Annotated in this window: 19 protein-coding genes; 8 read left to right on the top strand and 11 right to left on the bottom strand. The window is 72.4% G+C overall.

The genetic code is table 11. The features are described from left to right. Positions 1 to 138: 138 nt before the first annotated feature. Both F5972_RS10400 and F5972_RS10395 read left to right on the top strand, forming a co-directional pair. On the top strand, positions 139 to 1,398 hold the full coding sequence (locus F5972_RS10400) for a MerR family transcriptional regulator (RefSeq protein ID WP_225311321.1): 1,260 nt from the start codon (positions 139 to 141) through the stop codon (positions 1,396 to 1,398). Beyond that, positions 1,395 to 2,765, top strand: coding sequence for an MFS transporter (locus F5972_RS10395; protein WP_150933192.1), 1,371 nt, complete (start codon positions 1,395 to 1,397; stop codon positions 2,763 to 2,765). Before F5972_RS10400 ends, F5972_RS10395 begins: the two co-directional genes overlap by 4 nt. Here F5972_RS10395 and F5972_RS10390 read toward each other — a convergent pair. From F5972_RS10390 to F5972_RS10350, 9 genes are all read right to left on the bottom strand, one after another. Next, entirely contained in the window at positions 2,758 to 3,852 is a 1,095-nt protein-coding gene (locus F5972_RS10390; RefSeq protein WP_150933191.1) for a prephenate dehydrogenase, read from the bottom strand. The genes F5972_RS10395 and F5972_RS10390 overlap by 8 nt on opposite strands. Positions 3,853 to 3,954: 102 nt before the next feature. After that, entirely contained in the window at positions 3,955 to 4,314 is a 360-nt protein-coding gene (gene aroH / locus F5972_RS10385) for a chorismate mutase (RefSeq protein ID WP_150933190.1), read from the bottom strand. 120 nt (positions 4,315 to 4,434) lie between these two features. Then, a complete protein-coding gene (locus tag F5972_RS10380) occupies positions 4,435 to 6,609 on the bottom strand; it encodes a pseudouridine synthase (protein ID WP_150933189.1) in 2,175 nt (724 codons plus the stop codon). After that, the gene (scpB, locus tag F5972_RS10375; protein WP_150933188.1) at positions 6,609 to 7,340 is read right to left on the bottom strand and encodes an SMC-Scp complex subunit ScpB; all 732 of its coding nucleotides are present in this window, start codon (positions 7,338 to 7,340) and stop codon (positions 6,609 to 6,611) included. The genes F5972_RS10380 and scpB overlap by 1 nt, the downstream gene beginning before the upstream one ends. A 135-nt stretch (positions 7,341 to 7,475) precedes the next feature. After that, on the bottom strand, positions 7,476 to 8,351 hold the full coding sequence (locus tag F5972_RS10370; RefSeq protein ID WP_150933187.1) for a segregation and condensation protein A: 876 nt from the start codon (positions 8,349 to 8,351) through the stop codon (positions 7,476 to 7,478). Positions 8,352 to 8,411: 60 nt separating this feature from the next. Further along, positions 8,412 to 9,305, bottom strand: coding sequence for a ParA family protein (locus tag F5972_RS10365; protein ID WP_191910047.1), 894 nt, complete (start codon positions 9,303 to 9,305; stop codon positions 8,412 to 8,414). A gap of 97 nt (positions 9,306 to 9,402) precedes the next feature. Beyond that, a complete protein-coding gene (locus F5972_RS10360; RefSeq protein ID WP_263641811.1) occupies positions 9,403 to 10,335 on the bottom strand; it encodes a site-specific tyrosine recombinase XerD in 933 nt (310 codons plus the stop codon). Between the two features lie 34 nt (positions 10,336 to 10,369). Beyond that, the gene (locus F5972_RS10355; protein ID WP_150933391.1) at positions 10,370 to 11,008 is read right to left on the bottom strand and encodes an NUDIX domain-containing protein; all 639 of its coding nucleotides are present in this window, start codon (positions 11,006 to 11,008) and stop codon (positions 10,370 to 10,372) included. Positions 11,009 to 11,046: 38 nt separating this feature from the next. After that, positions 11,047 to 12,717, bottom strand: a complete 1,671-nt coding sequence (locus F5972_RS10350) for a CTP synthase (RefSeq protein ID WP_150933184.1) — start codon at positions 12,715 to 12,717, stop codon at positions 11,047 to 11,049. 156 nt (positions 12,718 to 12,873) lie between these two features. Between F5972_RS10350 and F5972_RS10345 the strand changes: the two genes are divergently transcribed. Both F5972_RS10345 and F5972_RS10340 read left to right on the top strand, forming a co-directional pair. After that, entirely contained in the window at positions 12,874 to 13,560 is a 687-nt protein-coding gene (locus tag F5972_RS10345; RefSeq protein ID WP_150933183.1) for an acyltransferase, read from the top strand. A 135-nt stretch (positions 13,561 to 13,695) separates the two neighbouring features. Beyond that, a complete protein-coding gene (locus tag F5972_RS10340; RefSeq protein ID WP_150933182.1) occupies positions 13,696 to 14,274 on the top strand; it encodes a Uma2 family endonuclease in 579 nt (192 codons plus the stop codon). A 103-nt stretch (positions 14,275 to 14,377) separates the two neighbouring features. Here the strand turns inward: F5972_RS10340 and F5972_RS10335 are convergent, their stop codons facing one another. Beyond that, positions 14,378 to 14,983, bottom strand: coding sequence for a DUF4126 domain-containing protein (locus tag F5972_RS10335; RefSeq protein ID WP_150933181.1), 606 nt, complete (start codon positions 14,981 to 14,983; stop codon positions 14,378 to 14,380). A 320-nt stretch (positions 14,984 to 15,303) separates the two neighbouring features. Here F5972_RS10335 and F5972_RS10330 point away from each other — a divergent pair, with 320 nt between their 5' ends. Continuing rightward, positions 15,304 to 16,362, top strand: coding sequence for a serine hydrolase domain-containing protein (locus tag F5972_RS10330; protein WP_150933180.1), 1,059 nt, complete (start codon positions 15,304 to 15,306; stop codon positions 16,360 to 16,362). Between the two features lie 159 nt (positions 16,363 to 16,521). Here the strand turns inward: F5972_RS10330 and uvrB are convergent, their stop codons facing one another. Further along, a complete protein-coding gene (gene uvrB / locus F5972_RS10325) occupies positions 16,522 to 18,633 on the bottom strand; it encodes an excinuclease ABC subunit UvrB (protein WP_150933179.1) in 2,112 nt (703 codons plus the stop codon). Positions 18,634 to 18,898: 265 nt separating this feature from the next. On the opposite strand from uvrB, the gene F5972_RS10320 reads away from it, so the two are divergent. The 3 genes from F5972_RS10320 to F5972_RS10310 are packed head-to-tail and all read left to right on the top strand — an operon-like array spanning position 18,899 to position 21,531. After that, positions 18,899 to 19,936, top strand: coding sequence for a hypothetical protein (locus tag F5972_RS10320; protein WP_150933178.1), 1,038 nt, complete (start codon positions 18,899 to 18,901; stop codon positions 19,934 to 19,936). Between the two features lie 54 nt (positions 19,937 to 19,990). Further along, positions 19,991 to 20,644: a hypothetical protein gene (locus tag F5972_RS10315; RefSeq protein WP_150933177.1), complete on the top strand. Its 654-nt coding sequence runs from the start codon at positions 19,991 to 19,993 to the stop codon at positions 20,642 to 20,644. Next, positions 20,617 to 21,531 carry an inositol monophosphatase family protein gene (locus F5972_RS10310; RefSeq protein WP_150933176.1) on the top strand — a complete coding sequence of 305 codons (915 nt, stop codon included), beginning with the start codon at positions 20,617 to 20,619 and terminating at the stop codon, positions 21,529 to 21,531. Before F5972_RS10315 ends, F5972_RS10310 begins: the two co-directional genes overlap by 28 nt. Positions 21,532 to 21,535 lie beyond the last annotated feature (4 nt).

Below are 21,535 nucleotides of genomic sequence, written 5' to 3'. Positions count from 1 at the left end.
GCTACCGGGATACCGCCGGAAACCTCGCATCGGCGGCCGGGCGAGGGGCTCCGCCGGTCCGGTGGGTGTTGACCTTGCCCCTGGGTGAAGCCCCAGCATCGTCGGCACCGGCCATGGCGGCCGGGACGAGGAGGAGTGGTGCGAGAGCTGCTGACCATCGGCGCCTTCGCGCGGGCCGCCCGGCTGTCGCCCAAGGCGCTGCGTCTGTACGACGAGCTCGGGCTGCTGCGGCCGGCCGCGGTGGACGGCGAGTCGGGATACCGCTACTACCACCCCGGTCAGCTGGAGCAGGCCCGCCTGATCTCCTCGCTGCGGCGGCTCGGCATGCCGCTGGCGCGCGTCCGGCAGGTGTGCGACCTGTCCGCGCCGGACGCCGCCGAGGCGGTGGCCGCCTACTGGCGGCAGGTCACGGCCGATACCGCGGCCCGCGGCCGGCTCGCCGCCCTCCTCGTCGGCCACCTGTCGGGAAGGGACGGCGTCGTGGAGGCGAGCACGACCATGCCGGAGATCCGTTACGCCGCCCGGTCGGAACCGGGACCGGTGCGGACGAGCAACGAGGACGTCGCGTACGCCGGAGAGCGCCTGCTGGTGGTGGCCGACGGGATGCGCGGCCCGGGCGGCGACCGCGCCGCCGCGGCGGCCGTCGAGGCGGTCAGGCGCCTGCGGAGCCGGTCCGCCCGCGACGCCGGCCCTCCCGGTGACGTGCCGGACGGTGCGCCCAAGACGTCGCCCGAGGACCTGCCCGACGCCCCGCCCGGTGGCGTGCCGGACGGCTCACCCGAGAACCTGCCCGAGGACCTGCTCGGTGCGCTCGCCGACGCCGTCCGCGACGCCGAGCGGGCGATCCGGGACATCGCCGCCTCGACGCCGTCGGGAGAGACCGTCACCACGCTGACCGCGCTCGTGTGGGCTGGGTCGCGGTTCGCCCTGGCGCACATCGGCGACAGCCGGGCGTACCTGTTCCGCGACGGGGGGCTGTTCCGGCTCACCGAGGACCACACCTACGTGCAGTCACTGGTCGGCGAAGGGCGGCTCACCCCCGAGGAGGCCGCCTCCGACCCGCGGCGCCCGCTCCTGGTGCGCGCGCTGACCGGCGCGGGGGCCTCCCTCCCCGACCTGTCGCTGCACGAGGCCGTTCCCGGCGACCGGTATCTGCTCTGCTCGGACGGGCTGCCGGCCGTCGTGCCGGACCGCGTGCTGCGGGAGACGCTCGCCGGTCCCGGCGGCCCGCGCGAGGTGGTCGACGAGCTGATCGACCTGGCGTACGCGGCGGGCGCCCCCGACAACGTCGCCTGCGTGGTCGCAGACGTGACCGCTGCGGTGGCCGATGTCGTCACCGCCGCCGTCACCGCTGCCGACGCGCCCGAGGCCGCCGGCGACGGCGGGACCACGCGATGAGCGCCACGGCGGAGCGCCCGTCCCGCCCTTCCGCGACGACCTCCGCGCGGGCCCTCACGATCGACCTGCGGCCGCTGGCCGTCCCGGCGTTCCGGCGGATGTGGGCCGCCTCGGTGATCTGTGCCGTGGGCGGGTCGTTCAGCGTGGTCGCGGTGCCGACGCACCTGTTCACGACGACCGGCTCGTCGGCGGCCGTGGGAGCCGCCGCGGGGGTGTCGCTCGCCGCGCTGGTCACGGCGGCGGTGTGGAGCGGCGCCCTCGCCGACGTGCTGGACCGCCGGACGATGTTGCTCGCCGCCGACCTCGGCCTGGCGCTGACGTACGCGGCGCTGTGGGCCCTGACGGTCCTGGGCGGCCGCTCCCTTCCCGCCCTGCTGGTCGCGGTGGCCTTCCAGGGGCTGGCGTACGGGACGGTCATGACAACGGCCGGGGCCACCGTGCCCCGCCTCGTCCCGCCCGAACTGCTGCCCGCGGCCAACAGCCTCAACTCGCTGGTCCGGTACGGCGGGTCGATCCTGGGGCCGATGCTCGCGGGGGTGCTGATCCCCGTCCTCGGCCTCGGCACGCTGTATCTCTTCGACGCCGTCGCGCTGCTCGCCGTGGTGTGGGCCGTCGCCCTGCTGCCCCCGCTGCCCCCGCTGCTGGCCGCCGCGGACCGGACGGGCGACGAGCACGGCGACCGTGCCTCCCCGGCCGTCGGCCGGGCACTCGCCGGATTCCGTTGCCTGGCGGGCAATCGGCTCCTGGCCTCCGTGCTGGCCGTGGACCTCGCGGCCATGGTCTTCGGCATGCCGTCGGCGCTGTTCCCCGAACTGGCCCGCCACGTCTTCGGCGGCACGGCCGGGGGCGGCCCGGAGACGGGGCTGCTCTACGCGGCCTATCCCGCCGGGGTCTTCGCCGCCGGGCTGCTGTCGGGCGCGTTCACCCGCGCACACCGCCACGGCGCGCTCGTGGCGGGCGCCGCCGCCGCGTGGGGGGTCACGGTCATGATCGTCGGCCTGGCCGGCGGGCTGTGGATCGCGCTGCCGGCGCTCGCGCTCGGCGGCGCGGTGAACTTCGTGCTGAGCACGTTCCGCACAACAATCATCCAAACGCACACCGCCGACGCCGTACGCGGGCGCGTCCAGGGCGCGCTCACCGTCGTGCTGGTCGGAGGGCCGCAGGTCGCGAACCTGCTCCACGGCGTGACCGGCACGCTGTACGGCCCGCGCGTCGTGATCTTCACCGGCGGGCTGCTCACCGTGGCCGCCGTCGGGGCGATCGCCTGGGCGGCACCCGTGCTGCGCCGCCACGTCGCCCCCGCCCCGCCGCCGTCGTTGCCGGAGACCCGGAGGTCACCGGCCGCGACAGGGGCCCAGGTCAGTTAGCGACCTGCCAGCCGCGCTCGCGCAGGGCCTCGGACAGCGGGGCCGCCGCCTCCGGCTGGACGTACAGCTCCGCGGCGCCGAGCGGCAGGCCGGGGGCGTGCTCCAGCCGGATGTCCTCGATGTTGACGCCCGTCTCGCCCGCCGCCTGCACCAGGCGGGCCAGCTCGCCCGGACGGTCGCCGATGAGCACCTGCACCACCGCGTACGTGCGCGCCGGGCCGCCGTGCTTGCCGGGGATCCTGCCGGTGCCGCGCACCCCGCGCGCCAGCAGGTCGGCGATCTGGTCCATGGCCGTGCCGTCTCCCGCCAGCGCGCGCAGCGATCTGGCGGCGGCGCCGAGGTCGGCCGCCACCGCCTCCAGCACCTCGGCCACCGGCAGCGCGTTGCCCGAGAGGATGCCCATCCACAGCGCCGGATCGCTGGCGGCGATCCGCGTGACGTCGCGCACGCCCTGGCCGGACAGCCCGAGCGCCGTCTCCGGCGCCTCGGCCAGCCGGGCGGCCACGGCGGCGGCGGTCACGTGGGGCGCGTGCGAGACGACCGCCACGGCCCGGTCGTGCTCGCCGGCGTCCACCCGCACGGCGTTGCCGCCGCACAGGTCGATCAGCTCCCGCACCGCGGCCACCGCCTCGGGGGCGGCGTCCTCCGTCGGGCAGTACGCCCACGGACGGCCGAGGAACAGGTCGGCCCGCGCAGCCGCGGGACCGGACCGCTCGCGGCCCGCCAGCGGATGCCCCGCGACGTACGTCGTCAGGTCGCAGCCGAGCTGGGCCGCCTGGGCCAGCGGAAGGGCCTTAACGCTGGCCACGTCCGTGTAGAAGCGGGCACTGCCCTGCTTCTGCAGGTCGAGCAGTTGCTGGGCGACGAACTGGGGCGGCACCGCGAGGACCGCGAGATCCACCTGCGGCGTGCCCGTCCAGTCCTCCCCCGCGCCCAGCTCACGCGCCAGCCGCACGGCTCCCGCGTCCCGGTCGGCGAGGAAGACCCGCAGGTCCCGCTGCCGCAGCGCCAGTGCGATGGACGTGCCGATGAGGCCCGTCCCGACAACGACCACGCTGCCGATCCCGGCGCCCTCGATGGGAGTCATCGTGTTCTTCCTGCCGTCACCGTCCCGGGGACGCGTCCCGCGGGCGGATGCCTGTGGATGTGGGAAGCCCGTTCTACCGGATCTCCGGCCCGGGCCGTCTTCCTACTGGGCGATGTCCACGCGAAGCGCCACGGCGCCGCGCAGGTACACGTGCTGGATCTCCTGCCGCGGCCGGTCGGTCTGCACGTGGGCCATGAGCCGCACCACGCGCGGGAGCGCGCCCGGCACGTCGATCTCGGTCGCGCACAGCAGGGGAACGTCGTGGAACCCGAGCTTGCGCGCGGCGAGGGCGGGGAACTCCGCGGTGAGGTCGGGCGTGCACGTGAAGATCACGCTGATGACGTCGTCGGTGGTGAGGTTGTTGCGGCCCATCACCTCGCTCACCAGCTCCGTCGTCCCGGCGAGGATCGCGTCTCGATCGTTGCCCTCGACCTGGATGGCTCCGCGAACCGCCCGCACCATGTCGTTCCCCTCTCGCTGAGATGGGCCGGCCCGCCGTCGAGGGCGAGCGCGGCCCATCTACCGCCTGTTCGGCTTATTCTGCCCGTCTTGCGGGTGTATGCCCGTAGTTCGGCCGCCAGGCTACAGGCCGACCGCCGCGTACAGCTCGCCGATCTCCTGAACGGTGAGCGTGCGGATCGTGCCCGGCTTCAGCCGGCCGAGCTTGACCGGGCCGAACTCGATGCGGGCCAGGTCGATCACCCGGTGCCCGACGGTCTCCAGCAGCCGCCGGACGATGTGCTTGCGTCCCTCGTGCAGGACGATCTCGACCAGCGCCTGCTGGCCGTGCTCCTGCACGATCCGGAACTCGTCGACCTTGGCCAGGCCGTCCTCCAGCTCCACGCCCTTGCGCAGCACCTTGTGCAGGTCGCGCGGGACGGGACCGGGCACCTTGGCCCAGTATTTCTTCTGCACGCCGAAGCTCGGGTGGGTCAGCCGGTGGGCCAGCTCGCCGTCGTTGGTGAACAGCAGCAGGCCCTCGGTCTCGGTGTCGAGGCGCCCGACGTGGAACAGCCGGGGCGCGAGGTCCTGCACGTAGTCGTGCAGGCACGGCCGGCCCTCGGGGTCGTCCATCGTGCTCACCACGCCGATCGGCTTGTTGAGCGCGTAGTAGACGGTCTCGGCGGAGGTCGGGATCCGCTTGCCGTCCACGTGGATGACCTGCTTGTTGGGATCGACGCGGGCGCCGAAGCGGCGCACGGTCTGGCCGTCCACCGTCACCCGGCCGTCGCCGATCAGCTCCTCGCAGGCCCGCCTGCTGGCCACCCCGGCCTGGGCGAGCACCTTCTGGAGCCGGTCGCCGCCCGGCACCTCCGTGGTGTCGCGCTCGTCGGTGTAGTTCTCGTCGTAGAAGTCGGGGTCGCGCAGCGGCTGCCGGGACGTCTTGAACGGGTTGCTCTGCGCCGCCTTGCTCCCCGCTCCCCGGCCCCCGGCGCCCTGGCCGCCCGAGCCCGGACCTCCCGAGCCCCGGCCCCCTGCGGAGCCGGCGCCGAAGGAACGGCCCGCGCCGCGCGCCGGGCGTCGTGCGCCCCCGTCGGCGCCGCCGAAGCGGCCCCGCGTCGCGCCAGCGGTACGGCCGATCGTCTGCACCTCGTCACGCCGGGTCCCGCCACGGGCCGCCCGGAAGCCGCCCCGCTCGTTCCGGTCGCCCCGCTCAGTGCGGTCGCCCCGCTCAGTGCGGTCGCCCCGCTCAGTGCGGTCGCCCCGATCGGCGCGGCTGTCCCGGTCGGCACGGTGGTCCCGGTCGGTGCTGCTGCGGCCGGTGCCGAAGTCACGGTCGCCGCGGGCTTCGCGATCGTCGCGCCAGGAGCCCCTGGCGGCGCCGCCGGCGCTCCGGGCGGCATAGCCGTCGCCGCGCTCCTCACCGCTCCGGAAGGGGCGGTCGGAGCCGCGGTCGGTCCCACGGTCACGCAGACCGTCCCGGCCGCCTTCCGGCTTACCGTACCGGCCGCGCGTCCCGGCGCCCTCCGTACGGAACGTGGAGCGGCCCGCGGACGGAAACTCGCGGCCACCGCGATCCCGGCCGGCGTCACGGCCAGAGTCCCGGCCGAAGTCCCGGCCGGACTCACGACTGGAGTCGCGGCCGAAACCACGGCCGCCGTCGCGGTCACGGTTGAAGCCGCGTTCACGGTCGAAGCCACCTGAGCGGTCGAAGCCGCGCCCGCCGTCGCGGTCCCGCCCGAAACCACCACGGTCACGGTCGGAACCACCTTCACGGCCGGGCCCACGGTCGCGGCCGAAGTCACGGTCGTGGCCGGAGCCGCGGCCGCCGTCGCGGTCGCCGGAGCGGCCACCCTCGGGCCTGCCGTACGCGCCGCGCGAGCCGCCGCGCTCGGCGCGGAACGACGTGCGGTTGTCGTCGCCGAAACGCCGTCCGCCGGGGCGGGCGTCGCGGCGGTCGCCGCCACGGGAGTCCCCACCACGGGAGTCTCCGGCACGGGCGTCCCTGGCGGGGCGGTCGCCGTACCGGTCGCCGCGCGGGGCGTCCTCGTCGCGGGACCGCCTGAAGTCGGGCCTGGAGTCGTATCGGGAGTCGTATCGGGAGTCCGGCCTGAAATCGGGCCGGGAATCGGACCTGGAGTCGGAACCGTACCCGGACCGGGAACCAGGGACGCGGGAACCGCCGCGCCGGTCGCCCTGGGGCCGGAAGCCGCCGCCGGACCCGCCACGGGATCCGCGCGCGCTCGCGCCCTGCTGACCGGTGCTCCGGCTCCGACCGCGTCCCTCACCGGACGGGGTGCCACGCCTGTTGTTCACTACTTCTGCTCCTCAAGAATTTCCACGTCGTCCGGGAGGAACGGGGCGAGCTCGGGAAGCTCGTCAAGGCTTCGCAGCCCCAGTCTCTCCAGGAAGTAACTCGTCGTCCGGTAGAGGACCGCCTGGCTCTCCGGGTCGGTTCCGGCCTCTTCCACGAGGCCTCGTGCGACCAGCGTCCGCATGACGCCGTCGCTGCTCACGCCGCGCACCGCCGCCACCCGGGCCCGGCTGACCGGCTGCCGGTAGGCGACCACGGCGAGGGTCTCCAGCGCGGCCTGCGTGAGCCGCGCCTGCTGGCCGTCCCTGACGAACCTCTCCACCAGCGCGGCACACTCCGCCCTGGTGTAGAAGCGCCAGCCTCCGGCCACCTCCCGAAGGTCGAAACCCCGCCCGGACGCCGTGTATTCCGCCGAGAGCGTGCGGAGCGCCGCGGCGACCTCCGCCGTCGGGCGTTCGAGCACCTGCGCGAGAGTGATCTCCGCGACCGGTTCGTCCACCACCATCAGGATCGCCTCAAGCGCCTGCGCGAGTGAAGGACCCCCCGAAGACCCCTCCACCGTCCCCTCCGAAGGCGTCTCCTCGCCGCCCGGCGCGGCGTCGTCCGGCAGGAACGGCGCAGTCTCGCCAGGAGTTGCGGCGTCACCGGCGGGACCGGGCGTCACCTCAGGGACGTCGGTGCCGACTGTGCCATCCGTGCCGTCGGTGGGACGGGGGGTGCCGCTCGCTGTCATCGCTCCTCGCTCGTCATGGTCCCGCCTCCGCCGCGCCGTCTCGGCCTCATCGCCTCGTCGCCGCGTCCGGGTCGCTCCGGGAACGTGTGGCCGGGCTCACCGCCCTGCCGCCGTCCCGCTCCCGGCGCGGGCGGGTCATTCCTCCGGTGCGCCGGACGGCTCCGCCGGTTGCTCCTCGCGCCGGCCTTCGTCGTAGTCGTCCCCGACCGTGACGTCGCCGTCGGCGGTTCCCGTCCAGGTGACGTACAGATCGCCGAGCGGTTCGACCTGCTCGAAGGAGACCGCGGCCTCCCTGAACAGCTCAAGGACGGCCAGGAACCGGGCGACGACCTCGAAGGTTCCCGAGCAGTCGGCGGTCAGTGCCCGGAAGGTCGCCGTCTGCACCCGCCTCAGCCGCTCCACAAGGATAGCCGCTTGCTCCCGGACGCTGGCGAGCGGTTGATAGATGTGCGCGACCGACACCGACGGCGGCGCCTTGGGTGTGAACGCCCTGGCGGCGATCTTGGCGAGCTGCCCGGGCCCGATGCCGAGCACGAGTTCGGGCAGCAGGTCGGCGAAGCGCTTCTCCATCGGCACCTCGCGCGGGAAGCGCAGCGCCTCCTCGGCCATCCGTCCCGAGAAGATCTTCGCGACTTCCTTGTACGCCCGGTACTGCAGGAGCCGGGCGAACAGCAGGTCGCGGGCTTCCAGCAGGGCGAGGTCCTCCTCGTCCTCCACCTCGCCGGTGGGCAGCAGCCGGGCCGCCTTGAGGTCGAGCAGGGTGGCCGCGACCAGCAGGAAGTGGCTCGTCTGGTCGAGGTCCCACTCGGGACCCCGCGACCGGATGTACGCGATGAACTCGTCGGTGACCTTGTGCAGGGAGACCTCGGTGATGTCCAGCTTGTGCTTGGAGATCAGCCCGAGCAGCAGGTCGAACGGGCCTTCGAAGACGTCCAGATGGACCTGGAAGCCGCCCGGCGCGCTCTCCTCGCTCCCCTGGTCCGTCTCCTGGCCGGTCGTCACGCCTGCCATTGTCCTCCCCCGGCGCGAGCGCCGGCACCTACGTCGTCGCCGGCACTTACATCGTCAGGGTCAGACGCGGGCGGGCCACCGGGCCAGCAGCTCACGGGCCAGCTCGCGGTAGGCGGTGGCGCCCATCGAGCCGGGGTCGAACTGGGTGATGGGCTCTCCGGCGAGGGTGGCGTCCGGGAAGCGCACCGTACGGTTGATGACGGTGTGGAACACCTTGTCGCCGAAGCCCTGCATGATCGTCTGAAGGACCTCGCGAGCGTGCAGCGTCCGGGGGTCGTACATGGTCGCGAGCAGGCCGTCGATCTCCAGGCTCTTGTTGAGCCGCTCCTGGACCTTGCCGATCGACTCCATCAGCAGCGCCACGCCGCGCAGCGCGAAGAACTCGCACTCCAGCGGGATCATCACGCTGTGCGCGCAGGTCAGCGCGTTGACCGTCAGCAGGCCGAGCGACGGCTGGCAGTCGATCAGGCAGATGTCGTAGTACGGCAGCAGGGGCTCCAGCACCCGCTGCAGGGCGTACTCCCGCGCGACCTCGTTGACGAGCCTGATCTCCGCGCCGGACAGGAAGATGTTGCTCGGCAGCAGCTGCATGCCCTCGACGGTGGTGTCGAGCAGGACGTCCTCGACGGTGACGTCGGGCTCCTCCATGAGGAGGTCGTAGACCGTCGCCTCGAGCGGCCGGGGGTCGATGCCGAGCCCCACCGACAGCGCTCCCTGCGGGTCGAAGTCCACCAGCAGCACCCGCTGCCCCACCTCGGCGAGCGCGGCGCCGAGGTTGATGGTGGTCGTCGTCTTGCCGACGCCGCCCTTCTGGTTCACCATCGCGACGATGCGCGCGGGCCCGTGCGTCTCCGGCGGCGTCGGATCGGGAAACGCCGGGGTGGGACGGCCGGTAGGCCCGATCGCACCGCCGGGAGACCTCGCGGTCCACGTCGGCTCTGTGGTCGCAGTCACCTGTTGGTCCTCCCCTGACGGCCTCGAACCTGATCGAATCTAAAGGGTCGGCACGTATGCGGCAAGGCGGCGCGCCACGCGCCCGCGGATGCGTGCCTCAATGCAGGGCGCGGGGATGCGCCGCCGCGTAGACCTCGCGGAGCTTGTCGACCGTCACCAGGGTGTACACCTGCGTGGTGGTCACCGAGGCGTGGCCGAGCAGTTCCTGGACAACCCTAACGTCGGCTCCGCCGTCGAGGAGGTGGGTTGCGAACGAATGTCGCAACATGTGCGGCGACACACCGGACAGCCCGGCCCGTTCCGCCGCCACCTGCAGCACCTCCCACGCGCCCTGCCGGGTCAGCCGGCCGCCCCGCGCGTTGAGGAACAGCGCGGAGGTTCCCCGGCCGTGCGCGGCGATCCCGGGCCGCGCCCTGACCAGGTACGCGTCGAGCGCCTGGCGGGCGAAGCGGCCGAGGGGCACGATCCTGGTCCGCCCGCCCTTGCCGCGCAGCCGCACCTGGTCGTGATCCCCGCCGCGGTGGCGGTCCCCGGCATGACCCGCGGGCACGTCGTCCACCGCCAGCCCCACCGCCTCGGAGATCCGGGCGCCGGTGCCGTACAGGACCTCCAGCAGCGCCCGGTTGCGCAGGGCGAGCGGGGCGTCGTCCGGCCCGCACGCGGCGATGAGCCGCTCCACCTCCGCCACGGTGATCGCCTTGGGCAGCCTGCGGAGCTGGCGCGGCGGGCGCACCTCGTGCGCCGGGTCGTGCCCGGCCACACCCTCCCGCAGCGCGAAGCGGTGCAGGCCGCGTACGGCCGACACGGCGCGGGCGGCCGAACTGGCGACGAGGGCCGGGTGGTCGTCGTCACCCTCCCGCAGCGCGGCGAGGAAGGCGACCACGTCCGCCTCGGCGACCTGCCCGAACGTCTCCAGCCCGCGCGCCCGGAGATACTCGACGTATCGGCGCAGGTCACGCCGGTAGGACGCGAGCGTGTTGGCAGACAGCCCCCGTTCCACCGCCAGATGGGCGAGGTAACTGGACAGCACCGCCTCGGGCTCGCTCAGGACGTCTCCTACGGAATCATGCCTCCGGCGCGCCGGCGGGACGAAGACCCTTGAATCCGTCGGCGGAAGCAGCGTACGCCGCGAGGATACCGGCGACGGCGGGAGAATTGTGGATCATTCCGCTCAGCGCCTTCTCGACCGCCGTGACCAGGGGAATCCAGACCGCCGGCATGTCGGTCTCCTCGTGCTCGCGCACGTAGGTGTTCTCCTCGTCGGGGATCGGCTCCACGTCGCGGGCGAGGAAGATCCGGATGCGCTCGTCCGACATGCCGGGCGACGTGGCGAGGTCGACCAGCGTGTGCCAGGTGCGCGCCCGGTAGGCGGCCTCCTCGGCGAGCTCGCGGGCCGCGCACTCCACCAGCGGCTCCCCCGCCACGTCGCGGATACCGGCCGGGAGCTCCCACATCAGGCGCCGCATCGGGTGACGGTACTGACGGATCAGCAGCACCCGGTCCTCGTCGTCGAGCGCGACCACCGCGACCGAGCCGGGGTGGACGACGTAGTCGCGGTCGGCGACGACGCCGCCGGGCATCTCCACGGTGTCGGTGCGCACCGAGATGACCCGCCCGGCGAAGTGCCGGGTGGTGGCGACGACGTTCCAGGACTCCTCGACGTCCTCCACCTTCACCGCGTCCACGTTCTCCGCGTCCTCCATATTCGCCGTGTTCGCCGTGTTCGCCGTGTCCTCCACGCTCACTTGGCCCGTCCCGCCTTCGCCGCGTTCTCGCGCTCGCCCGCGTACTCGAGGGCGGCCTGGACCAGACCCGTGAACAGGGGGTGCGACCGGGTCGGCCGGGAGCGGAACTCCGGGTGCGCCTGCGTGCCGATGAAGAACGGGTGCAGGTCGGTCGACAGCTCGGCGTACTCCACGAGCCGGCCGTCCGGCGACAGCCCGGAGAACACCATGCCGGCCTTCTCCAGCTGGTCGCGGTAGGAGTTGTTGACCTCGTAACGGTGCCGGTGCCGCTCCTCGACCTTCGCCTTGCCGTACAGGCGCCGGGCGAGGGAGCCGTCTGTGAGCTTGGCCGGGTAGAGGCCGAGCCGCATCGTGCCGCCCATGTCGCGCTCGCCGGCGACCACGTCCTTCTGGTCCGCCATGGTCGAGATGACCGGGTTCGCGGTCTCGGCGTCGAACTCGGTGCTGTCGGCGTCCTCGATCCCGGCCAGGTGGCGGGCCGCGTCGATGACCATGCACTGCATGCCGAGGCAGATGCCGAGCAGCGGGACGCGCTGTTCGCGGGCGTGCCGGATGGCGCCGACCTTGCCCTCGATGCCGCGCACCCCGAACCCACCGGGGACCAGCACGCCGTCCACGCCGTCCAGCTCGCGGGCCGCGCCCTCGGGGGTCTCGCAGTCGTCGCTCTTGACCCAGCGGATGTTCACCCGGGCGTCGTTGGCGAAGCCGCCCGCGCGCAGCGCCTCGGTCACCGACAGGTACGCGTCGGGCAGGTCGATGTACTTGCCGACCAGCGCGATCGTGACCTCCTTGGCGGGCCGGTGGACCCGGCGCAGGAGCTGGTCCCACTCGGTCCAGTTCACGTCGCGGAACGGCAGGCCGAGCCGGCGCACGACGTACGCGTCGAGCCCCTCGGTGTGCAGCACCTTCGGGATGTCGTAGATCGACGCGGCGTCGACGGCGGAGACCACCGCGTCCTCGTCCACGTCGCACATCAGGCTGATCTTGCGCTTGAGCGAGGAGGTGATCGGGCGGTCGGACCGGCAGACGATCGCGTCGGGCTGGATGCCGATGCTGCGCAGCGCGGCGACCGAGTGCTGGGTCGGCTTGGTCTTCAGCTCCCCGCTCGGGCCGATGTACGGCAGCAGCGAGACGTGCAGGAAGAAGACGTTGTCGCGGCCCACCTCGTGGCGGACCTGCCGTACGGCTTCCAGGAACGGCAGCGACTCGATGTCGCCGACGGTGCCGCCCACCTCGGTGATGACCACGTCCACGTCCGGCCCGGCCATGCCCCGGATGCGGTCCTTGATCTCGTTGGTGATGTGCGGGATCACCTGGACGGTGTCGCCCAGGTACTCCCCGCGCCGCTCCTTGGCGATGACGTTGGAGTAGACCTGGCCGGTGGTGACGTTCGCGGAGCCGTGCAGTTCGGTGTCGAGGAACCGCTCGTAGTGGCCGACGTCGAGGTCGGTCTCGGCGCCGTCGTCGGTCACGAACACCTCGCCGTGCTGGAAGGGGTTCATCGTGCCGGGATCGACGTTCAGGTAGGGGTCGAGCTTCTGCATCGTGACGCGGAGACCGCGAAGCTTGAGGAGGCGCCCGAGGCTGGAGGCCGTGAGCCCCTTGCCGAGACTGGAGGCGACGCCGCCGGTGACGAACAGATGCTTGGTTTGTGCGGCGCTGCGCAAGGAAGACTCCCGTGGTCGTTCGTAGAACCGGCGCTCCGGATGGACGCCGCCTGCCCACGGGCTCTCAGAATATCAAACGCTGGGCAACATTGGGCTTGTCACGTGCACTAATCCGCAATAGCGGGACAAGCCGACCAAGCGGTAACTTGTCGCGTTATGTCGTTCGTGAAGCGCACCGTCGGCCGCATGGTCCACCGCTGGTGGGCCTACGTGCGGGAGGCGGCGGCCGTGACCCCCGCCGCCACCGGCGGATACCGGTTCCGCAGCCTCGGCGAGGGAGTCTGCATCTCGTTCCCCCAGGGCGCGATCTTCGGTGAGCAGTGGATCGAGATCGGCCCGCACACGCTGGTCGGGGAGCGCGTCTCGATCTCGGCCGGCATGGGGCCCGGCGTGGACCTGGGCCCGGACCCGATCGTCCGGATCGGCGGGGGCTGCTCGATCGGCCGGGGCAGCCACATCGTCGGCCACCAGTCGATCGACATCGGCGACGACGTGTTCACGGGCCCTTACGTCTACATCACCGACCAGAACCACGTGTACGACGACCCCGAGACGCCCATCGGCCGCCAGTGGCCGCGCAACAGGCCGGTCTCGATCGGCTCGGGCTCCTGGATCGGCACCGGGGCGATCATCCTGCCCGGGACCCGGATCGGCCGCCAGTCGGTGGTCGCGGGCGGCGCGGTCGTACGCGGCGAGTTCCCGGACCACTCGGTGATCGCCGGCGTGCCCGCCAAGGTCGTCCGCCGGCACTCCCCCGGCGTCGGCTGGCACAGCCCCTCCGCGATCGCCCGCACCCCGCTCTCCCCACCCCACTCCGCAGGCCGACCCGCCCCCCTCTCTTGAGGTGGACGCCGCCGTGTCATTGGCCCGCGAACGCGCTGAGCGGAGATCCCCATCTCTCGAACCCGTCGCTCACGGTTACGACTCGTGGCAGGATGGTGATGTCGAGTGATCGCCACTGGGAGAGGAGGCCCTCGGATGACCGCGGCTTTTCCTGAGTGGTTCTATCCCGGCCCGCCCGGCGGGTGGACCGCCGACATGCTCGACCGTCTACCCCCAGACGCGCCCCCACACGTCGAGCTGATCGATGGGTCCCTCATCATGATGTCCCCCCAGACGGCTTTCCACATGTTCACGCTGAGGCTGCTTGAGCGGGAGCTCACCCCTCCGCAGGACTTGTGCGTCGTCCGCGAGATGAGCGTCACCTTGGGCCTACGTCAGCGACCCGAACCGGACCTCATGATCGTGAAACGCAGCGCGCTTCCCGATCTCAAGACGACATCCTTCAAGCCTGAGGACGTTCATCTCGTCGTCGAGGTGGTCTCTCCTGAGTCGGCGGAGAGGGACAGGGTGACAAAGCCGATCAAGTACTCGAACGCCGGGATCAGATACCTCTGGCGGATAGAGCAGGAGGACCAGCACGCCGTCGCGTACACGTTCGAGCTCGAGCCGAGCGTCAAGGCGTACGTGCCGACGGGCATCCACCGCAAGCGCCTCGTCACCTACGCGGGGTTCGACGTGGACATCGACCTGGACCTGAGCCAGTTCATGGGCTGAGCCGCCCTCCTGCCGGTTCGCGCCCGGCCCGGCGCCGGCTCGGACCTGGCGATGTCGGGGCGGGCCTGGGGGCGGCACGGGGGTCGGGCGGGCGGCGTGGGGGTCAGACGGGTGGGGACGCGGCGCGGGCGCGGCGCGCCTCTCTGAAGCGCCGTACGCGGCGCAGCACCCGCCAGGCGACGAACGCCAGCACGGCCAGCGCCACCACGACGAGCACCGGCAGAAAGATCGCGATCAGGCTCATCCCGATCGAGCCGACGTCCTCGACCGTGCTCACCACCGGTGCGCCCACTCCGGCCGTCGTGGCGTTGACCACCGGCCGGGCCCCGGCCTTGAGCAGATGCACGGCGAGGGCCACCGCGATGCCCAGAATCCAGCCCACCGCCGGGTGATCGGCCATCCAGGCCGAGTTGTCGACTTTGGCCGCGGCGGCCGTGGCGCTGAAGACCACCCCACCGGACGCCGGCCGCACCGCCGTCTGGATCAGGTCGTTGACGTGGTCGACCACCGGCACCTTGTCGAGGACGAACTCGGCGACCAGCAGCACCGCGATGATCGCGAGGACCCAGGTGTCGGACAGCCAGGCGTACTCGTGCGGCAGCCGTACCGCGTCGGTCACGCGCGCCAGCACGCCGACGAGCAGCAACGGGATGTACGCGTTGAGCCCGGCCGCGGTCGACAGCCCGAGCCCGGTGAGCGCCGCGAACATGAGCCACCTCCTCGATGCGGCGGGAAACCCCCGCCTCCCCCTCAACGGACGACCCCGGCTCCATGTCCCCGGCGGTGCGTTCCTGTCCAGGCTTCGGCGGCCCCGCATCCGCCTGACTTGCCGACGGATGGCCAGAAAAACATCACTATTTCGGTGATTTCCGGATGACCGCGATCGATGGAACGTGACAACACGCCCGCATCGACGTCCTTCCCTCCCCCAGCGGGCGTCCACCGAGGGCCGGCCCCGGCTTCCTCGTCCCGGCCGTGACCCGTCTCCTCACTCCTGAGTCCTCGTCTCGACAACCCCGGAGGTTCTCCGTGATCACTTCGCTGAGGCGCGCCGTGGCGCCGATCCTGACGGTGGTGGCGGTGCTGGCCTCCACGCCGCTCCCCGCCGACGCCCACGTCAACGTCCAGGCCGGCACTCGGGCCGCCGCCCGGGCGGGCGTCCAGGACCGCATCGACGCCGCGCTGCACCAGTGGATGACCGCCAACGGCGTCAGCAACGCCGGGCTCGCCGTGATGCGCGACAACGCCCTCGTCGGCTCCTACGGCTACAACGAGATATCGGCGGAGTCACCCGTCAACGTGGCCTCGCTGTCGAAGGCGATCACCGCCGTATGCCTCATGTCGCTCGTCGAGAACGGGCGGCTCCGGTTCGACACGCGGCTCGCGGCGATGCCGCCGGGTTTCCGGCTGCGCCTGGGATACCGGGCGAGCCGGAGGGCTCGCAGCATCACCATCGAGCAGCTTCTCCGGCACACCAGCGGGATCACCTACGACCCCACGCAGAACGGACTGGTCGGCGTCAGGAACGCCTCCTCCTCCGACGTGCCCCTCGTGCGCCGCGCGCTGGCGCGGCCGATCAGCGCCAAGCACGACGAGGTCTACAACAACATCAACTACGCGATCCTCGGCCTCGTGATCCAGAGCGTCACCGGGGAGCCGTACGAGAGTTACTGCCGCCGGATGGCGCTGGCGCCGCGCGGCGCGGCGGGCAGGATCGGCCCGGGCACCCGCGCCATGAAGGCGTTCGGCGGCTGGGAGATCTCGGCGGTCGACTACGCGATGTTCGCCCGCGCCTTCGACCCGCGCGCCCGGCTGCTCAGCCCCGCGGCGCACCGCTTCATCGACGCCTCCGCCGTCAGCGGCAAGCCGGCCGCGTCCCTGGGCGTGTACGTGGTGCCCACGGCGCACGGGCGCAACGTGTTCCACCACGGGAACTGGCAGTCCAGGGCGACCCGGCCGAACGCCTTCAGCGCCTTCTTCGCCATGTGGGACAACGGCATATCGGTGGTGGTGACCTACGACCGCAACCTGACGGACGCCGCCCGCGTCTCACTGGACAACACGTTGCGGCAGGCCGCCTACAGCTGAGACCGGGACATCCGGCAGGCCACATCGGCCACCATCGGCGGCGTCGCGCACCGGGCCGCGTCCCAGGGCCGCACACGGCCCCCGCGCCGCCCGAACGGCTGGCCCCGGCTCGGACCGGCGTCACGTCACGCCGGTCCGTGCCGTGAGGGCCGGGCGGGGTTACTTGACGCCGGCCTCGCGCATGTCGCGGACCTCACGCTTGAGTTCCTTGATCTCGTCACGCAGCCGGGCGGCCACCTCGAACTGCAGGTCGGCGGCGGCGGTGTGCATCTGCTCGGTGAGCGACTCGATCAGGGACTCCAGCTGAGCGCGGGGCATCTCGCCCGCGATCGCCTTCGCGTGCTGGCCCGCGCCGCGGGACGCGACCCCCGGCACCGGCGCCTTGCCCCGCGACTGCTGACGGCCGGCACCGCCGAGAAGCTGGGCGGTGTCGGCGTCCTCGCGGACCAGGCTGTCGAGAATGTCGGCGATCTTCTTGCGCAGCGGCTGCGGGTCGATGCCGTTGGCCTCGTTGTAGGCGACCTGCTTGGCCCGGCGCCGGTTGGTCTCCTCGATCGCCCGCTCCATGCTCGGGGTGATCTTGTCGGCGTACATGTGGACCTGGCCGGAGACGTTTCGCGCCGCGCGGCCGATGGTCTGGATCAGCGAGGTCTCCGAGCGCAGGAAGCCCTCCTTGTCGGCGTCGAGGATCGACACCAGCGACACCTCGGGCAGGTCGAGGCCCTCACGCAGCAGGTTGATGCCGACGAGCACGTCGAACTCGCCCATCCGCAGCTCGCGCAGCAGCTCGATGCGGCGCAGCGTGTCGACCTCGCTGTGCAGGTAGCGGACCCGGATGCCGTTCTCGAGCAGGTAGTCGGTCAGGTCCTCGGCCATCTTCTTGGTGAGGGTGGTGACCAGGACGCGCTCGTCCCGCTCGGCCCGGGCCCGGATCTCCTCCATGAGGTCGTCGATCTGGCCCTTGGTCGGCTTAATGACCACTTCGGGATCCACCAGGCCGGTGGGGCGGATGACCTGCTCGACCACGTCACCCTTGCTGCGGCCCAGCTCGTACGGCCCGGGGGTGGCGGACAGGTAGACGGTCTGGCCGATGCGCTCCAGGAACTCCTCCCACTTCAGCGGGCGGTTGTCCATGGCCGACGGCAGGCGGAACCCGTGGTCGACGAGGGTCCGCTTGCGCGAGGCGTCTCCCTCGTACATGGCCCCGATCTGCGGGACGGTCTGGTGCGACTCGTCCAGCACGAGCATGAAGTCGTCGGGGAAGAAGTCGAGCAGCGTGTGCGGCGCCGTCCCGGGCCCCCGCCCGTCGATGTGGCGGGAGTAGTTCTCGATGCCGGCGCAGGTGCCGACCTGGCGCATCATCTCGATGTCGTAGGTGGTGCGCATGCGCAGCCGCTGGGCCTCCAGCAGCTTGCCCTGCCGTTCGAGGTCGGCCAGCCGCTCGGCGAGCTCGGCCTCGATGCCGCCGATGGCCCGCTCCATCCGCTCGGGACCGGCGACGTAGTGCGACGCGGGGAAGATGTGCAGCTCGTCGTCCTCGGCGACGACCTCGCCCGTCAGCGGGTGGAGCGTCGCCAGCTTCTCGATCTCGTCGCCGAACATCTCGATGCGGACGGCCAGCTCCTGGTAGACCGGGATGACCTCGACCGTGTCGCCGCGCACCCGGAACGTCCCCCGGGTGAAGGCGAGGTCGTTGCGGGCGTACTGCATGTCGACGAGCTTGCGCAGCAGCTGGTCGCGGTCCATCTGCTGGCCGACCTTGAGCTTGACCATGCGGTCGACGTACTCCTGCGGGGTGCCCAGGCCGTAGATGCAGGAGACCGAGGCGACCACCACGACGTCGCGCCGGGACACCAGCGACCAAGTGGCCGAGTGGCGCAGCCGCTCGACCTCCTCGTTGATCGAGGAGTCCTTCTCGATGTAGGTGTCGCTCTGCGGGACGTACGCCTCGGGCTGGTAGTAGTCGTAGTAGGACACGAAGTATTCGACCGCGTTGTTGGGCAGCATCTCGCGCAGCTCGTTGGCGAACTGGGCGGCGAGCGTCTTGTTCGGCTGCATGACCAGCGTCGGCCGCTGGACCCGCTCGATGAGCCACGCGACCGTGGCCGTCTTGCCGGTGCCGGTCGCGCCGAGCAGGACCGTGTCCTTCTCCCCGGCGTTGACCCGGCGCTCCAGCTCCGCGATCGCCGTGGGCTGGTCGCCGGACGGCGTCATGTCGGTGACGACCTGGAAGGGCGCGACCCTGCGCTTCAGGTCCGTCATGGATGTCATCGCCGCTCAGCTCCTCGCTCGCCCCGCCCACCGGCGGGAACCGGGGACACGCCCCGCCCTCCGCCGTTCACACCTCCATAACCTACGCGCGGCCACCGACATTTCCGGTCCCCTCCGCACACCGGGGCCCCGCTCACGGCCCCGGGCGGGGGCAGCCGCACGTCACCCCGCCGTACCTTTGCCGGGGCATGACGCTCTCGTTACGATGCCAGCCGGGGCCGGGGATCACGAGATGCCGGGAATCACGGGATGGCGGGGCTGACCTATGGCGGGACTGCGAGCTGCCGTCGGCCAGGCCGCCGCGTGGGCGGGCAAGAACGTCGACGGCGCCATCGCCCTGGTGCTGGCCGTGGTGGTGGGCGTGCTGGGCGTGCTGCCCGACGACGTGCTCTCCGACAAGGTCAAGTCGCAGCTCGTCAGCGGCACCACGCTGGTCGTCCTCGCCCTGGTGGCGACCGCGCTGCTGCGCGACCGCGCCCGGCAGGAGCCGGTGGAGGAGGCCATGCACGCCACCTCCGGCGTCCTCGCGCGGCTGCCCGAGCGCCTGGGCCGCCTCGACCAGCTGGAGGAGCTGGTCGCGGGCACCCGCAGGGCGCTGGAGGACATGGCGGTCATCCGCATCCTCGGCAGCCGGCACGAGATCGCCCAGGCCCACGCGGACGCGCGGCGGGGCACCGACCACTGGACGTTCAAGGGCGGCACCGGCACCTACATGCGCGCCGTCACGCTCCCCGAGTGCGTGGCCGCCGCGCGGCGCGACCGGCGGCACCTCACGATCCGGATGGAGATCATCGACCCGACCGACGAGGCGGTGTGCGAGAGCTACGCGCACTACCGCAGGTCGTTGTCGGACCGGCCGGACGGCACCGGCGAGATGTGGACGACCGAACGCGCCAGGAAGGAGTCGTACGCGAGCGTCCTGGCCGCGTTCTGGTACCGCCAGCGGTACGGCCTGCTCGACATCGCGGTCGGCCTGTCCCCGGTCATGACGACCTTCCGCTGGGACATGTCGGACCGCTCCCTCATCATGACCTCCGAGGACCCCAACCGGGCGATCATCGCCTACAGCGGCTCGTTCTTCTACGGCAGTTGCGGCGCCGAGCTGCGCACCAGTTTCGAGCAGGCCCGCCGCCTGCCGATCGACCGCTACCGGTCGGTGCAGCTGAGCGACGAGCCGACCGTCGAGGAGGTCCGCAGGCTGTTCGACGGCGTCGAGCTTCCGCTGCCCAAGTCGTTCACCGACCGGGACGTGGTCGAGGTCACCCGCAAGGCCCTGCGCGCCAAGGACCCGTACGCGCCATGAGACGCCGGCCTTCGACACGCCGGCCACCGAGACGCCGGCCATGAGATACCGGCCATGAGATACCGGGAGGTGCTCGGCGTGCTGACGGGCGGGAACGCCCGCGAGTGGGCGCTCGGCGTGCTCAGCGAGATCGCGGCGGGCGGCACCCCGATCCTGGGTGTGCGGCACCCGCTCGGGTTCCTCTGCCTGCCCTTGGAACGCGACGGCGGCCTCGGGGTGTGCGTGCACATCTGGACCTCCGCCGCGCGGCCCGCGCGCAGCACCACCTCACAGATCCACTGCCACAGCTGGGACCTGATCAGCCACGTCCTGTACGGCCGGGTGTGCAACGTGCAGGCCGCGCTGACCGACACGGCCGAGTCCCCCACCCACCGCGTGTTCGAGGTGGTCAGCGCCCCCGATGGCGACGTTCTCCGGCCCACCGGCAGGACGGTCCGGTACGCCCCGGGGCGTGCCGAGGTCTTCGGCGCGGGAGACACCTACACCCTCGTCGCGGGCGCCTTCCACAGCAGCGTCATCCCCGGCGACGGCGAGGCCGCCACGGTGGCCCTCGGCCGCGTCCGGCCGGAACGGGGAGACCTGTCGCTCGGGCCGCTCGCCACGCCCCTCCACCACGTCAGGCGGGAACGCCTCGACGCCGCCGACACCGCACGTGCCGCCGAGCTGGCCAGGAGAAGCCTGTGGACCTCGAACACGCAAGGCGGATAGCCGTGGAGGCCGCCCTGGCCGCCGGGTCGGCGCTGCGGGAGAGCGTGCCGGGCGCGGCCGCCGCCCGGCCGAAGGGCGCGTCGGGCGACGTCGTGACCGACCTCGACCTGGCCGCCGAGAAACTGATCATCGAACGGCTCCGGGCGGAGTTCCCGGCCCACCGGATCGTGGCCGAGGAGTCGGGCGTCCACGCCGGTTCCCCTGCCGGTTCCCCTGCCGGTTCCCCTGCCGGTTCCGCAGCCGGTTACGCTGCCGGCCCGCACGGGGACGGACCGGAAGGCGACGGGTGGACCTGGCTGGTCGATCCCCTCGACGGCACCAACAACGTGGCGATCGGCCTCCCGGCGTACGTCGTGGGCCTGGCGCTGTGCGCGGGCTCCCGCCCGGTGGTGGGCGTCGTGCACGAACCGGTGTCCGGCCACACCTGGTCGGCCGTACGCGACGCCGGGGCGCTCGGGCCCGCCGGGCCGCTGACCGGGCCGCCGCGGCGGGACCTCCCGCACGGCCCGGTGCTGGGCTGGACGCAGGGCCACGGGGTCTCCCGGCGCGACCCGGCGGCGCGGTCGCTGAGGATGACGATGGAGGTCCGCGCCCGGCGGGTGCTCCAGCTGTGGGCGCCGCTGCTGTGCTGGGCGATGCTCGCCCGCGGCGACATCGACGGCATGATCGGCTACCACGCCGAGGGGCTCGACCTGCCCGCCGGGGCGCTGATCGCGCAGGAGGCGGGGGTGGAGATCCGCGGGTTCGACGGCGGGCTCTTCGAGGCGTCGGCCGAGGGGCCGCCCGAGGACCGCAGTTTCGTCGCCGCGCCGCCCGCCCTGGTCGGAGACCTCCTCGACCTGGTCGCCGAGGCCCGGCGCCTCGCACCGGCCCTCCCCCCGATCTAGCCGG

Source organism: Microbispora cellulosiformans (assembly GCF_008728085.1).
Lineage (GTDB): Bacteria > Actinomycetota > Actinomycetes > Streptosporangiales > Streptosporangiaceae > Microbispora > Microbispora amethystogenes.
The sequence above is the reverse complement of the archived record's forward strand: the minus strand, read 5'-3'. Positions and strand labels throughout refer to the sequence as shown.

Coding starts and splice junctions, on each gene's coding strand:
- F5972_RS10395 (WP_150933192.1), top strand. CDS start 1,395: ATGAGCGCCACGGCGGAGCGCCCGTCCCGCCCTTCCGCGACGACCTCC.
- F5972_RS10390 (WP_150933191.1), bottom strand. CDS start 3,852: ATGACTCCCATCGAGGGCGCCGGGATCGGCAGCGTGGTCGTTGTCGGG.
- aroH (WP_150933190.1), bottom strand. CDS start 4,314: ATGGTGCGGGCGGTTCGCGGAGCCATCCAGGTCGAGGGCAACGATCGA.
- scpB (WP_150933188.1), bottom strand. CDS start 7,340: ATGACAGCGAGCGGCACCCCCCGTCCCACCGACGGCACGGATGGCACA.
- F5972_RS10370 (WP_150933187.1), bottom strand. CDS start 8,351: ATGGCAGGCGTGACGACCGGCCAGGAGACGGACCAGGGGAGCGAGGAG.
- F5972_RS10355 (WP_150933391.1), bottom strand. CDS start 11,008: ATGGAGGACGCGGAGAACGTGGACGCGGTGAAGGTGGAGGACGTCGAG.
- F5972_RS10345 (WP_150933183.1), top strand. CDS start 12,874: ATGTCGTTCGTGAAGCGCACCGTCGGCCGCATGGTCCACCGCTGGTGG.
- F5972_RS10340 (WP_150933182.1), top strand. CDS start 13,696: ATGACCGCGGCTTTTCCTGAGTGGTTCTATCCCGGCCCGCCCGGCGGG.
- F5972_RS10335 (WP_150933181.1), bottom strand. CDS start 14,983: ATGTTCGCGGCGCTCACCGGGCTCGGGCTGTCGACCGCGGCCGGGCTC.
- uvrB (WP_150933179.1), bottom strand. CDS start 18,633: ATGACATCCATGACGGACCTGAAGCGCAGGGTCGCGCCCTTCCAGGTC.
- F5972_RS10320 (WP_150933178.1), top strand. CDS start 18,899: ATGGCGGGACTGCGAGCTGCCGTCGGCCAGGCCGCCGCGTGGGCGGGC.
- F5972_RS10315 (WP_150933177.1), top strand. CDS start 19,991: ATGAGATACCGGGAGGTGCTCGGCGTGCTGACGGGCGGGAACGCCCGC.